At 36.6% G+C, this 13488-nt stretch carries 13 protein-coding genes; 6 read left to right on the top strand and 7 right to left on the bottom strand.

Annotated features, from left to right (window positions below):
• Nucleotides 1-11 precede the first annotated feature (11 nt).
• Entirely contained in the window at nucleotides 12-1226 is a 1215-nt protein-coding gene (gene dinB / locus GZ212_RS00730) for a DNA polymerase IV (RefSeq protein ID WP_053970574.1), read from the top strand.
• Nucleotides 1226-4195 (top strand): DNA polymerase III subunit alpha, encoded by a 2970-nt coding sequence (locus tag GZ212_RS00725; RefSeq protein WP_166956312.1) that lies wholly within the window; start codon nucleotides 1226-1228, stop codon nucleotides 4193-4195. Before dinB ends, GZ212_RS00725 begins: the two co-directional genes overlap by 1 nt.
• Here the strand turns inward: GZ212_RS00725 and GZ212_RS00720 are convergent, their stop codons facing one another.
• The 7 genes from GZ212_RS00720 to GZ212_RS00690 all read right to left on the bottom strand — a co-directional run bounded on the left by GZ212_RS00720 (nucleotide 4196) and on the right by GZ212_RS00690 (nucleotide 8681).
• Entirely contained in the window at nucleotides 4196-4738 is a 543-nt protein-coding gene (locus GZ212_RS00720) for a YceI family protein (protein ID WP_166956309.1), read from the bottom strand.
• A gap of 12 nt (nucleotides 4739-4750) precedes the next feature.
• A complete protein-coding gene (locus GZ212_RS00715) occupies nucleotides 4751-5113 on the bottom strand; it encodes a hypothetical protein (protein WP_166956306.1) in 363 nt (120 codons plus the stop codon).
• Nucleotides 5114-5127: 14 nt separating this feature from the next.
• Nucleotides 5128-5982, bottom strand: coding sequence for a DUF5777 family beta-barrel protein (locus GZ212_RS00710; RefSeq protein ID WP_166956303.1), 855 nt, complete (start codon nucleotides 5980-5982; stop codon nucleotides 5128-5130).
• Nucleotides 5983-6036: 54 nt separating this feature from the next.
• Nucleotides 6037-6624, bottom strand: a complete 588-nt coding sequence (locus tag GZ212_RS00705) for a T9SS type A sorting domain-containing protein (protein WP_166956300.1) — start codon at nucleotides 6622-6624, stop codon at nucleotides 6037-6039.
• A 17-nt stretch (nucleotides 6625-6641) separates the two neighbouring features.
• Entirely contained in the window at nucleotides 6642-7016 is a 375-nt protein-coding gene (locus tag GZ212_RS00700) for a hypothetical protein (protein ID WP_166956297.1), read from the bottom strand.
• Between the two features lie 105 nt (nucleotides 7017-7121).
• Nucleotides 7122-7595 carry a hypothetical protein gene (locus GZ212_RS00695; protein WP_240923689.1) on the bottom strand — a complete coding sequence of 158 codons (474 nt, stop codon included), beginning with the start codon at nucleotides 7593-7595 and terminating at the stop codon, nucleotides 7122-7124.
• A gap of 21 nt (nucleotides 7596-7616) precedes the next feature.
• Nucleotides 7617-8681 (bottom strand): hypothetical protein, encoded by a 1065-nt coding sequence (locus tag GZ212_RS00690; RefSeq protein ID WP_166956294.1) that lies wholly within the window; start codon nucleotides 8679-8681, stop codon nucleotides 7617-7619.
• Nucleotides 8682-8784: 103 nt separating this feature from the next.
• Between GZ212_RS00690 and GZ212_RS00685 the strand changes: the two genes are divergently transcribed.
• The 4 genes from GZ212_RS00685 to GZ212_RS00670 all read left to right on the top strand — a co-directional run bounded on the left by GZ212_RS00685 (nucleotide 8785) and on the right by GZ212_RS00670 (nucleotide 13420).
• Nucleotides 8785-9309: an RNA polymerase sigma factor gene (locus GZ212_RS00685; RefSeq protein ID WP_206080356.1), complete on the top strand. Its 525-nt coding sequence runs from the start codon at nucleotides 8785-8787 to the stop codon at nucleotides 9307-9309.
• A 47-nt stretch (nucleotides 9310-9356) separates the two neighbouring features.
• Nucleotides 9357-10259: a FecR family protein gene (locus tag GZ212_RS00680; protein ID WP_166956291.1), complete on the top strand. Its 903-nt coding sequence runs from the start codon at nucleotides 9357-9359 to the stop codon at nucleotides 10257-10259.
• A 31-nt stretch (nucleotides 10260-10290) separates the two neighbouring features.
• A complete protein-coding gene (locus tag GZ212_RS00675) occupies nucleotides 10291-12762 on the top strand; it encodes a TonB-dependent receptor plug domain-containing protein (RefSeq protein ID WP_240923687.1) in 2472 nt (823 codons plus the stop codon).
• Nucleotides 12763-12829: 67 nt separating this feature from the next.
• Entirely contained in the window at nucleotides 12830-13420 is a 591-nt protein-coding gene (locus GZ212_RS00670; protein WP_166956285.1) for a HupE/UreJ family protein, read from the top strand.
• The last annotated feature ends 68 nt before the right edge of the window (nucleotides 13421-13488 follow it).

Raw genomic sequence — 13488 nt, 5'->3', positions numbered from 1 at the left:
TTTTGTAGTCTATGAATCAGCAAATTTTACATCTGGATTTAGATACGTTTTTTGTCTCTTGCGAACGCTTAATTGATAGCCGGTTGCAGAAGCGACCTCTCATTGTAGGGGGAACGGGCGACAGAGGTGTAGTGGCGGCTTGTAGTTATGAAACGAGGCCTTTTGGGGTACACTCTGGAATGTCTATGAAAGTGGCTAGAAGGCTGTGTCCAGAGGCAGTAGTCATAAGAGGAAATGCTTCTATTTATACGAAGCATTCACAGGCTGTAACAGAGATCATCAAGGAGCAGGTTCCTGTTTTTGAAAAATCGAGTATCGATGAGTTTTATGCAGACTTGAGTGGCATGGATAAATTCTTTGGGAGCTATAGATATGCTTCTGAACTTAGACAGAAGATAATCAAGGAAACAGGATTGCCTATTTCTTTTGGTCTTTCTGGTAATAAGGTGGTTTCTAAAGTGGCTACAGGAGAAGCGAAGCCCAATAATCAATTGCGAATAGATATGGGCTTTGAAAAATCCTTTTTGGCACCGCTTTCTATCAGAAAAATTCCCTCTGTAGGTGAAAAGACGTATCAGGTTTTAAGAAATCTGGGAGTAGATAGGGTGCAAACGGTACAGCAAATGCCGTTGGAAATGATGGTGAGTGTCTTGGGAAAAAATGGAGCTACTATTTGGAAACGTGCCCATGGTATTGATAACACACCGCTTGTTCCATATTATGAAAGGAAATCCATTTCAACAGAACGCACTTTTAATAAAGATACCATTGATATGGTAAAACTACGAACGACCATCTTTGCTATGGCAGAGAATCTGGCTTTTCAATTGAGACGTGGCAACAAGTTGACTTCTTGTATCTCGGTTAAAATTAGATATTCTGATTTTAACACCTATACCAAGCAAATCAAGATTCCTTACACAAGTGCAGATCATGTAATTGTCCCTAAAATATTGGAGCTGTTTGAAAAGCTATATGAAAGGCGGTTGTTGATTCGTTTGGTCGGGGTTAAGTTTAGTGATTTGGTGAGTGGTAACTATCAAATCAATTTGTTTGATGATACTGAGGAAATGCTACGTCTGTATAATGCCATGGATCATATTCGGTTGCGATTTGGTGAGATGAGTGTCCAAAAGGCTGCGGCTATGGGGGCTAAAACCATAGGGAGATTTCACAATCCTTTTAATGGGGAACCACCCATTGTTTTAGCACATAGAAATCAATAATGTATTTGAATTGCCATACATATTATTCTTTAAGGTTTGGGACTTTTTCTGAAGTAGATCTCTTGGAATTGGCCCAAAAGAATGAGGTGTCTTGTTTGGCGCTTACAGATATTAATAACACCTCTGCCTGTTTGAATTTTGTTAGGAAGTCAAAATCCTTGGGAATTAAACCTGTTTTAGGAATTGATTTTAGGGATGGAGCAGAGCAGAGATTTGTGGGATTGGCTAAAAATAATGACGGATTTTATGAATTAAACAGGTTCTTGTCCCATCATTCACATCAAAAAAAAACGTTGCCAAAAACAACACCTCATTTTGAGCAGGCTTTTGTGGTGTATCCTTTTGAGCAAGTCATGCAATTGGAAAAGAAACAGTTTAAAGATTATGAGTTTATAGGGGTTTCTATACGTGATTTGAGAAAGCTTCCCTTTACCATTTATAAAGAGTACCGAGACAAGTTGGTGATACAGCAACAAGTTACGGTGAGGAGCAAGCGCGATTTTAATGCGCATCGTTTATTGAGAGCTATAGATAACAATACGTTGTTGAGTAAACTACCCAAATCTGAAGAATGTAGTGAGCAAGACGTGATGATTCCAGTAGGGGAGCTAGAGCAAGCTTTTCAATGGCATCCACATATTATTGAAAACACTAGGATTTTGTTAGAAGCATGTTCCATTGAATTTGCTTTTGATGGGGAACGCATTACCCAAAACCAAAGTGTGTATTCTACTTCTAAAGAAGCGGACTATGCCATGTTGGAGCAATTGTGTGTAGATCATATATCTAAGCGATATGCCAATCCGTCCAAACAGGTGATGGATAGATTGGCTAAAGAGCTTAAAACTATCAAGGAGATGGATTTTGTATCCTATTTCTTGATTAATTATGACATTGTCCATCATTCCAAACAAAAGGGATATGTACATGTGGGTAGGGGAAGTGGCGCCAATAGTATTGTAGCTTATATTATTGGAATAACTGATGTAGATCCCATTGAACTGGATTTATACTTTGAACGATTTATTAATCCTTATCGGGTTTCGCCTCCAGATTTTGATATTGATTTTTCATGGAAGGATCGGGATGATGTGACCCAATATATTTTTGATCGGTTTGAACATGTAGCCTTATTGGCAACCTACAATACATTTAAATATCGTGCGGTAGTAAGGGAACTAGGGAAGGTGTTTGGAATGCCTAAAGAAGAAATCGATAAAATAAGTGTTGGTAAATATGAGAAAAGAGAATTGGATGAGTTGGGGAACTTGGTAATTAAATATGGGGAACTCATTAAAGGTTTTCCAAATCATTTGAGTGTACACTCTTGTGGTATTTTGATTTTAGATAAGCCTATTCATTATTTTTCGGCTACAGATATGCCGCCCAAGGGGTTTCCTACGGTGCAATTTGATATGATCATCGCTGAAGATACTGGGATGTTTAAGTTTGATATTTTAGGTCAGAGAGGGCTGGCCAAAATTCAAGATACCTTAGAAATTATTAGGTATAACAGACCTGAGTTACCACCAATAGATATTACAGAGGTTGAAAAGTTTAAGAAAGACGTCCAGGTAAATACGCTGCTTAAGGAAGGAAAGGCAACCGGTGCTTATTATGTAGAGTCTCCTGCAATGCGAGGGCTTATGAGAAAATTAGAAACTCAAGATTATTTGGGATTGGTAGCTGCTAGTTCTATCATTCGACCTGGGGTTTCTGGTTCTGGCATGAAGCATGAATATATAAAACGGCACAGGCATCGCGAATTGAGAAAGCAAGCGCACCCTGTTTTATTGGATATTATGCCAGAAACATATGGGGTAATGGTCTATCAAGAAGATGTGCTCAAGGTAGCCCATTTGTTTGCAGGACTAAATTTAGGAGAGGCCGATGTGTTAAGGAGGGGTATGAGTGGTAAGTTTAGGTCAAGGGCAGAGTTTACTGCTGTTGAACAAAAGTTTATTGCTAATTGCCGGGAAAGAGGCTATGAAGACGCTCTCATTTTTGAGGTTTGGGAGCAGATCAAAAGCTTTGCAGGCTATGCTTTTGCAAAAGGTCACTCGGCGTCTTATGCAGTTGAAAGCTATCAAAGCTTGTATTTAAAATGCTATTTTCCGTTGGAATTCATGGTAGCCGTGTTGAACAACGGTGGCGGATTTTATAGCAAGGAACACTACATTCATGAGGCAAAAATGTTGGGGGGAATTGTTGAAGCTCCTTGTATTAATACGAGTGATCATCCAAATATTATTAAGGGGAAGCATCTTTTTTTAGGATTTGGAAATTTAAAGAACCTAGAGAGCTTTACCATTCAGAGATTGCTTAGTGAACGCCAATTAAATGGAGTTTTTAAGTCTTTGGATGACTTTGTGGATCGCGTGGTTATTGGGATTGAGCAATTAACTATTTTAATACGCATTGATGCTTTTCGGTTTATGGGGGTTTCAAAAAAAGAATTGCTTTGGCAGGCTATTTTTAAGTTGAATGCAACTAAATCTAGATCAGCTCAAAAGGCATTGTTTGTAGCGCCACAAAAACATTTTTCTTTGCCTCAACTTCAAACAACGTGGATTGAAGATGCCTATGACCAGATGGAACTGTTGGATTTTCCTTTGTGTGACTATTTTGATTTAATACAAGAGCCTTTAAAACCACATGTTAAGGCTCGTGATATGGAAATGTTTTTAAATAAGCCTGTTTTGCTCTATGGGAAATTGGTCAATACAAGATTTCATAAAGCATCAAATGGTAAGGTAATGCGCTTTTGCACTTTTGTTGATGTTGAGGGGCATTATTTTGATACGGTTCATTTTCATGATACGGTAGATCAATATCCCATTCATGGTATTGGTGTTTATGAATGCTTCGGAAAAGTCGTTGAGGACTTTGGGTTTTGTAGCATTGAAGTCATAAGAAGCAGAAAATTGGCCTTGAAACCAGACCCGCGAATGGCGGAACCTATTAAATAGTTATTTCTTGGTGAGTTCGAAAAGAAAATAAACCTCAACAGTTTCTGAAACCTTATTTCTTACAATTTTTGGTATGTCAATATTAAAGTCTGATGAGCGCACCTCAAATGTTCCCGAAAGAATCAATTGCTCCCCTTTTTGCGTGATCTGAACAGCGACTCCTTCTAAAGTTTTGGTTTTTCCGTGAAAATTTAACTCACCTGTGATGGTCCACGATTTGTTACTATTTAAATCATCCACAGAAAAATTTTTAAAACTACCCTTGAAAGTTGCTTTTGGATAGGTTTCAGACTCGGCATAATTTTCATTAAAATGTTCTTCCATCAACGCATTTTTAAAACGAAAACCTTTCACCAATGCCAAGGCAGCAAACTCGCCATTTTCAGAATTTAGAATAGCAGTAACTGCTTTGTTTTCGGCTTTTACTTCCTCAAAGGAAGGAACCGAGGCTTCAAATTTTAAATATCCAGTTTTGGTTAAATACTTGTTTTGCCCCAAAGTTTGTAATGAGACCAATACGACTAATAAAATGAGCTTTTTCATAACGATTTGTTTTTATTCTATTAAACCATCGTCTTCCCAGGCAATAACCAAGTCTATCAAATTTTGAGGTAAGCGTTGACCTCCTAATGGCATCAAAAAACTAGGATCTTGGGAAGATATTCTTCCTATCAGATTGTTGTTTTCAACCGCTGATTTTACTTGTGGATAAGTAGTCAGTGATAGCGAAGTGCCATTAATAGGGGGTGCGCCATGACAGCTAATGCAGTTAGAATCAATAATGGTTTTTATGTGGTTGTTATAGGTAATGGTTTCTGATTCGTCTATGGGTGTTTGGTCTATGAGGTCTTCTTCACTTGCATTTGTACAGGAAAGAATACACACCATAAGGAGTAAAAGTGGAAATACATTTTTCATAGTTTTCTTTTTATTTAAAATACCCTACTAAGATTAAATCCGAAATAAATATCACCATCGCTCCAGTCACCAGTAGCTTGCCCTAAAAACATGTTGGTGTTCATGGGTTGGGCATTGGTAAAATGCATCTGGAAAACATGTCCGCCCGTTTCCAAATCAATTCCAATAGAAAGCGGGTTTTTAAAAGGTGAATTATCTGCTCTATTCATATGCCAGCCATAGTCCATGTTTAAAGACCACCGGTTACCCAACTTGTACCGTCCTCCAAATCCCAAAGCAAACTGGGAGTTGTCTTGATCATTGACAACTACATAATTGTCATGAAAAAATGTAGGGGCAATTTCTAAAGAGAGATTTTTGTTCATTTTTCGAGCAATCAAAAATTGAACAGTATAACCTAAACGATGCTTAAACTCTAATTTTGGGAGGTTGTCTTTTTCTAAAGAGGTATTGACCAGTATAGATTGGTATCCCACTATAGTAAACGGAAATCCTTCGGTTTCCTGTTGCAGTAATCGATACTTAATGGCACCTTCATATATTTTTTGATAAGAGCTTCTGGAAACGCTGATGTTGAATGCGTCAGAGATACCATAAATGAAATTTAATCTGGTTACGGCATCATCCAATCCAAAAAAGGTGTCAAAACCATTTTTAATGCTCCCAAATCTATGGGCGACAACTAGAGTCAATTCATTTTTAGCTACCAATTTGGTGGATTCAAAGTTGACAATTTTTAGTCCTTTAAAAGTGGCTTGAACCACTTGATTTGAGTCAATGGAGGTATCGATTTCACTTAATAAATCATCTTCTTCCTGAGAAAATATAGCTAAAGGGAATAACAAAAGAAAAAAACAAAATAATCTCATATGGTCATTTTTAACTGCTTTCAGGAAGATTCCTGAAAGCAGATTTAAAAGCTTCTAATTAATTACAACACGTTTTATCGCGGTATTTTCTCCAGAATTGATTTTAACCAAATAAATTCCTTTTTTCCAGCTCTGAACTGGAATGGTAAGTTGGTTGGATTCTTGAATGGGCTCATCGATCATTTGTTTTCCAAGAAGATCAAAAACTTGAATGCTTCCAAGGATAATAGGATTTACCAAATTGATTTGAATTTCTTCAGAGGTTGGATTTGGTAAAATGCTGAAAGAGGTTTGATCAAATTCCTTGATACTTAAACTGGGAACAACTGTAATGGTTCCAAACATGTTGGAGTGTACACCGCAGATATAATCATTGACGCCTTCTACGGTAAAAGTGTATGAAAACGTTTGTCCCACACCTGTTAGAAAACCACTGTTGAAGTTTTCTACTGAGCTCCCAACGGCGTTCTGAACGGTATGAGGTAAATCATCCGTCCAAGTCCATATTACGGTATCTCCAATTTCAATGGTCAAATCAGCTTCAGGACTGTTAAATCCAGTTTCCCAGTCAAGGTTGTAAGTGGTCTGTGCTTGGAGCAGAGCTCCAGCAAATAGGGCAACGAAAAGTAATTTTAGTTTCATAATAAAAGGTTTTGATGTTAATTAATAATAATGCATTGATCTAATTTCAACTGTTCCAGTAAGTTGTCGTAACCTATAAAGCGTCCCTTTAAGGTAAGAATTTTATTTTTAGAAGGTAAATTTGGTGTGTTTTGGAACAAGCAGACAACGGTATGATCCAAAACTAATTCAAGCTCATTTGCTTCGGATATGGTTCCTGATACCTTAATGACTTGATTAAGGTATTTGGATTCAGCCTGATCTGGATTTATAGCAAATTGAGAGGCTAGCTCGTCAGCCGTAAACTGATAGGTGGCTTCTTCCTTTGCAATATTCCTATGGTTTTTTGAAACATAGAAATAGGATGCAATACCAATGACAACCAAGACAATAACTACAATTATTTTTTTCATAAGGTTTGGTTTTGTAAATACTGCTCCAGAAAAGACTACAAACTAGAGCAGTATTTGGTTTTCAGCTATTTACTTCAATGGTATTTTCTTTTTCAATTTTCATTTCTATAGTCTTGTAAAGGTCAAGGTGTCTGTTCCTCCATTTCCACCACTTACATCAATGAGGTTGATTGTGTTTTCATTGTATGAAGAAATGTCCCAATCATCGTTAAGGTCTTCAAAAGCACTGCTTTCATCAACTGGAAAGAAGATGTTGAAGTCCATATCATCATTGCTGTCGACATTACTGTTGCTGTTAGTAATAGACCATGAACCTGTTAAAGTGTTTGAGCCGTTGGTTGCTGTTAAATCCCCATTGTCTTCAAAGGTGAATGTGTACCCAGTAAAATGGTTGGTTTCATTTTGACCAGAGTCAATGAAACTGCTAATTTTCCATGTGCCAGACTGGGATACCATAACGGCATCTTGAACAGATGAGTTAGGCATGTTGTCATCATCATCTGAAGAACAGGTAGAAGACATAAGTGAAAAACATAAAAGGCTTAATAGGGCATAAAAAAAGGTGTGTTTGGTTTTCATAACGTATTTGTTTAAAGGGATTTAATTACAGTAATTTTCATATCTAATTCTATCATCTCCTAGTCTAAGGTCTACTTTAGTTTCACCTGGAGGAGCATCTAGTTCGTGTAGGATCCAATCGTTGTTACAGTATGGTAAGCTAGGTATATTTATGACGACTATAGTTGTGCCATTATTGTCTGCAGTACTCCAAGTGCCATAAATCGTATTAGAGCCATAAGTAACGGAAAGGGAATCGTCTGTATAGAAATTAAAGACATAACCAATATAAAGATCATCATAGTCATTGCCATTCCTTTCTAATTTATCAACGCTCCAATCACTACAATTAGTTAATATTTCTACAATCAAGTTGGGGTTGCAGCCGATACAGTCGTCATCATTATAATCATAATCATCATCTTCATCACATTCATTACCGTACGATAAAATGGCCGATTCCAATTCGTTGAGATTGTTAATAACCATTTGTGTGTTATCAAACAATTGAATGCTTATCGGGAACTGCATCTGCGCTATTATTTCAGGTGTTAAAGAAGCAATAAAAGTGTAAAGTTCACTGTCATCAAGGAGGGTTATGGCATAAAGAAGTTCGTTCTCCAAATTGAAAATGGAAAGATTTAGGGGATATACAAAATCGAGGCATTCTATGTCGTCGTCAATTTCATTTTCACCAGTACAAGTGGCTGCCAAATTGGTTAACTCGGTTTGATTGTTAATGACTGTGGTTGAATAATCGCTAAAGATGACCGTAATGGGGAAATAAATCTCAAGAAAATCAACATCGCTTATAGAATCATCAAAAATGGCTTCGATGGAACTATAATCATCTTCTGAAGCGATGATTAATTCGGTGCCGTTGGCTACCACGGTAACAGGTAAATCAACCGTCAAACAATTGGCTTGATCAATAATATTATCAGGAGAACCATCTTTCATGGCTATACGCTGCATGCTCATGGCTACACTTGAATTGGCTTCGATTGTGTCCTCTGGGCTCGTGTCTATAAATTCCATTTCCTCTTTTCTGCAGGATGAGAAGATGGTCAAGAGTAGTAATGCAATATGGAAAAATTTAATTTTCATAAGATTTAAAAGGATGTCTTTATTAATGAAACAACTGAGTCCTAAAATCTCCTGAAAAAATTTTAAAATATTTATATACCTTTAGAAACCAGAATGAATTCACTTGGCTAAAGAACTGCATAAAAATATTTGTGAAGAATCTGTGTTCTCAAGTATTTACAATAAATACTCCAAGGACTTATATGATTTTTTATATTATAAGTATGGAGAGAAATTTAATCCGGAAGATAAGGCTCAAGAAGCCTTTGTTACTCTTTGGAACCAATGTAAGCAGATAACTTTATCTAAAGCAAAATCCTATCTTTTCACGGTGGCAAACAACATGATGTTGAATGAAATTAAACATCAAAAAGTAGTCTTGAAACATGCCGAATTAAAACTTAGGCGCCAAAGTGTTGAAACGCCTCAATTCGTTTTGGAAGAAAAAGAATACCTCGAAAGATATCAGAAAGTGTTATCCAAGATTCCAGAAGATCAGCGCGTTGCTTTTATGTTGAGTAAGGTGGAAGGGAAGAAGCACACCGAAATTGCTGAAATGCTGGGGGTGACCAAAAAAGTGGTGGAATATCGAATTTATTCCGCTTTTGATACCTTAAAGAAGGAGTTGGAACACTTTAAAATAAAATAATCAGGATTTTTTAGCACTCAGTTGTTATATCAATAAATAGGTCAAATATGAATAAGGAAGAGTTAGTGAGAAAATGGTTGAATGATGATCTTAATGCTGAGGAGCTCAAAATGTTTCAGTCGCTAGAAGAATATGCCGATTTCAAGAAAATTTTGGATACTGCAACTTATTTTAAATCGGATGCGGACAATCAGATGCCTTCATTTGAAGTATTTGAATCCCAGTATAAAGCAAAAAATCAGGTAGTTTCTAAAAAGAAGAAAAACTGGATTTGGAAAGTTGCTGCGATATTGGTGATCGGTTTTGGACTTTTTGCAGCTTTTATGTTTAATAGTCAAACAGTTGTTACAACGGTGGCAAGTGAGCAAAGAGAAATAAAGCTGCCCGACCTGTCTTTGGTGACTTTAAACGCGGCATCTAAAATTTCTTTTGATGAATCTAATTGGGATCAATCCAGGACGGTTAAGTTAAAGGGTGAGGCTTATTTTAAAGTTGAAAAAGGGAAAACTTTTGATGTTGTTACGCAAAGCGGAACGGTTACCGTAGTGGGGACACAATTTAATGTAAAGCAACGTCACGATTACTTTGAAGTCGTTTGTTTTGAAGGGAAGGTTCAGGTTGTTGCGGATACATTGAAGCGATTTTTGACTCCAGGAAAGGCTATTAGAATATTAAATAGTAAATTAGAAGAAGGAAATGTGAACTTTGGTAGACCCACTTGGATGGATAACCAAAGTGTGTTTGAAAATGTGCCTTTCAAAGAAGTTTTGGCTGAAATAGAAAGGCAATTTGGAGTTGAGGTGGACTTTGAGAATGTCGATGTTCACCGCTCATTTACTGGAGGATTTTCGCATGATGACCTTGGTAAGGCCTTACAGGCAATCACTGCACCGATGAACATGAGTTTTTCAATAGAAACTAATAATCATATTCTTATACATGCCAATTAAAAGGCAAACTTTTGGGGCTTTCTTATGTTTTTTGCTTTTTTTCATTCCTTCGAGTTTCTCACAAGAAATTCACGGGGATAAGGAACTTCATGATATTCTGCAAGAAGTTCAAAAGCAATATCAAGTTCAATTTAATTATGCCAATGATGTTGTTTCAAAGATTAGGCTTGCACCTCCTCCCTCAAACCAGTCACTAGATGAAGTTTTGGCTTATCTGAAAAACCAAACAGGTCTATTGTTTGTCAAAACAGATGATTATTTTATTTCCATAAGGAAATTGGAGGGTATTATGATTTGTGGATACTTACTTGACGCCAATACAATGGAGGCCATTGAAAGCGCAACCATAAAATCAGAAATAGATTATGCAGTAAGTGATGAAAACGGTTTTTTTCAGCTCATGGTCAAGAATCAATTTGGAAGGATTGCTTTAAGGCATTTGGGTTATACTTCTTCGGTTAGATTTGTAAAAGATATGGTTAAAGGAGATTGCCTCAATTATTTACTTCAACCAAATTTACAAGCATTAAACGAAGTGGTAATTTCCAATTTTATGGCACAGGGGGTCAATAAGGTTAGTGATGGGTCTTTTCAAATAAATTACACAGATTTTGACATCCTTCCTGGAATTGTAGATGCCGATGTACTTCACTCATTACAGGCTTTTCCGGGTGTTCAAAGTGTTAATGAAACAGTCTCCAATATCAATATAAGAGGTGGGACTCATGATCAGAATCTTATATTGTGGGATGGAATAAAAATGTATCAATCAGGGCATTTTTTCGGATTGATTTCTATGTATAATCCACAAATTACAGAGGAAGTATCCTTATTAAAAAATGCGGCTGACGCTTCTTATACAGATGGTGTTTCTGGAACAATTTTAATGAAAACCGATCGTAATATTACGCCTGTTCTTGAAGCCAATTTTGGGTTGAGTTTGATAGATGCCAATGCATTTCTGGACGTGCCTGTAGGTAAAAATTCCTCGGTACAAATAGCAGGTAGAAAATCGATTAGTGATTTTATAAAAACACCTACGTATAATGAGTTTTTTGATCGCATTTCTCAAGACACCGAAATTGAAGAAAGTGGTTTGGTAACCAACTCTGATAAACAGTTTAATTTTTATGATGCGTCGTTGAGGTGGCTGTGGCAGGTAACAGAAAAGGATCATCTTCGATTCAATTTTTTAAATGTCAATAATGCACTGCTTTTTAATGAAAATGCAGTAGTTAATGATCAAAATGAGTCAAGGGAAAGTAAATTGACCCAGAATAGTTTTGCTGGAGGCTTACTATATACAAGAAATTGGTCGCACTCCTTGCGCTCTGAGATTGAAATTTATGAAACCGATTATAAGTTGAAATCGACTAATGCTAATATATTGGATTCTCAACGTTTTTTACAAGAAAATTCAGTTTCAGAATCTAGCTTCAAACTAAAACTCAATAAATCTTTTAAAGAGTTGTTTAATGTGATGAGCGGTTATCATTTTGTTGAAACTAAAGTTCGCAATTTAGATGATGTTGATAACCCAACCTATAAGCTATTGGTGGCTGAGGTATTAAGAAGTCATGGTGCATTCTTGCAAGGGGGCTATCGATCAAAAAATAGAATGTTGAATTTGGCCGTGGGAGGGAGGTATGAGTATTTGGAAAAATTCAAATCCTATTATTTAGAACCTCGGCTCAATGTTTCTTATCAGATTGTCAATGGCTTGACCTTAGAGATTTTAGGAGAAATGAAGCACCAAAGTACCTCACAGATAGTGAATTTTCAAAATGATTTCTTGGGGATAGAAAAGAGAAGGTGGCAGCTAGCAAATAATGAGGATATTCCCATAATGGAAAGTCAACAAGGATCAATAGGACTAACTTTTGAAAGGCATAAATGGCTTATTAGTATAGAGGGCTATTCAAAAAAAGTGGAAGGGATTACAGCACAGAGTCAGGGATTTCAAAACCAATATGAATATATAAGTTCAAGTGGCGATTATGAGGTTTTGGGAGTCGATGTTTTACTTCGAAAGGCATTTGAAAAAATCAATCTTTGGACAAGCTATTCTTACATGGACAATGTCTATCATTTTGATAGTTTGGAAAGTGGGTCTTTTCCTAGTAATTATGATATCACCCATGCTGTAACTCTAGGATGTACTTATTCCAATAAAGGATTTATGCTTTCAGCAGGAGCTAATTGGCATACAGGCAGGCCTATTTCCCAACCTCTTTCAGAATCATCTATTTCAGATGGCCAAGTTGTTTTTGGAGAAACCAATGCCAATCGGTTGGATGATTATTTAAGGATTGATCTTTCAGGGTCCTATGATTTTCATTTGCATCGGAAGGCTCGGGCTAAAATAGGTTTTTCCATTTGGAATTTATTAAACCACAACAATGAATTAAACCGGTTTTATCAAGTAAACGACAACCAAATAAATGAGGTGGTTCAGCAGGCATTGGGCTTTACCCCTAATGTGTTTCTACGAGCATATTTCTAAAGTTGCGTTAAAACTCATGTTATCCATTTTGAAATTGTACTTTTGAGGCAACCTAAAATTGGAGTCTATGTGGGACGATTTTTTATTTAACGTGGAATACGGAATCCATCATGTTTTGGATATTAATGCATATGACCACGTACTTTTTTTAATGGCTTTGACGGTGCCTTATGTTTTTAAAGATTGGAAACGGGTATTGCTTTTGGTTTCTATGTTCACGTTAGGTCATACCTTGTCATTAGTTCTAGCTTCTTATGATGTGGTTAAAGTTAATGGAGCCTTAGTAGAATTTTTAATTCCTGTAAGCATCATGGTTGTAGCCTTGTTTAATGTGTTTACAGCAGGTAAAGGAGCTCAAAAGGAAAAAGTGGGTGTCTTGTTTTTAACTACCTTATTTTTTGGGTTAATTCACGGTTTGGGATTTGCCAGGGAATTTAAGATGTTGGTAGGAGGTAGTGATAATAAGTTATTAACCCTGGTTGAATTTGCTGTGGGAATTGAAATTGCTCAAGTTATCATTGTATTTATCGTATTGTTTTTGGGATATCTCACCCAAACCTTATTCCGATTTAACAAGAGAGATTGGGTCATGGTCCTCTCCTCTATAGTGGTAGGGTTAACAATTCCAATGATTCTGAACAGCGATTGGTTATCTTAAACTAACTATAAATTTTTCATAAACTTTAATCAACTCGTTGTAATTCAGTTTGCAACCGAGTATCTTAG

This window comes from Mangrovimonas sp. CR14 (genome assembly GCF_011764015.1).
GTDB classification, from domain to species: domain Bacteria; phylum Bacteroidota; class Bacteroidia; order Flavobacteriales; family Flavobacteriaceae; genus Mangrovimonas; species Mangrovimonas futianensis.
This window is presented reverse-complemented; position numbering and strand designations above follow the sequence as displayed.

What these genes read in the sequence shown, in the direction of transcription:
- GZ212_RS00705 (WP_166956300.1), bottom strand. Translation starts at nt 6,624, where the DNA reads ATGAAACTAAAATTACTTTTCGTTGCCCTATTTGCTGGAGCTCTGCTC.
- GZ212_RS00700 (WP_166956297.1), bottom strand. Translation starts at nt 7,016, where the DNA reads ATGAAAAAAATAATTGTAGTTATTGTCTTGGTTGTCATTGGTATTGCA.
- GZ212_RS00680 (WP_166956291.1), top strand. Translation starts at nt 9,357, where the DNA reads ATGAATAAGGAAGAGTTAGTGAGAAAATGGTTGAATGATGATCTTAAT.
- GZ212_RS00710 (WP_166956303.1), bottom strand. Translation starts at nt 5,982, where the DNA reads ATGAGATTATTTTGTTTTTTTCTTTTGTTATTCCCTTTAGCTATATTT.
- dinB (WP_053970574.1), top strand. Translation starts at nt 12, where the DNA reads ATGAATCAGCAAATTTTACATCTGGATTTAGATACGTTTTTTGTCTCT.
- GZ212_RS00720 (WP_166956309.1), bottom strand. Translation starts at nt 4,738, where the DNA reads ATGAAAAAGCTCATTTTATTAGTCGTATTGGTCTCATTACAAACTTTG.
- GZ212_RS00715 (WP_166956306.1), bottom strand. Translation starts at nt 5,113, where the DNA reads ATGAAAAATGTATTTCCACTTTTACTCCTTATGGTGTGTATTCTTTCC.
- GZ212_RS00725 (WP_166956312.1), top strand. Translation starts at nt 1,226, where the DNA reads ATGTATTTGAATTGCCATACATATTATTCTTTAAGGTTTGGGACTTTT.
- GZ212_RS00670 (WP_166956285.1), top strand. Translation starts at nt 12,830, where the DNA reads ATGTGGGACGATTTTTTATTTAACGTGGAATACGGAATCCATCATGTT.
- GZ212_RS00695 (WP_240923689.1), bottom strand. Translation starts at nt 7,595, where the DNA reads ATGAAAACCAAACACACCTTTTTTTATGCCCTATTAAGCCTTTTATGT.
- GZ212_RS00690 (WP_166956294.1), bottom strand. Translation starts at nt 8,681, where the DNA reads ATGAAAATTAAATTTTTCCATATTGCATTACTACTCTTGACCATCTTC.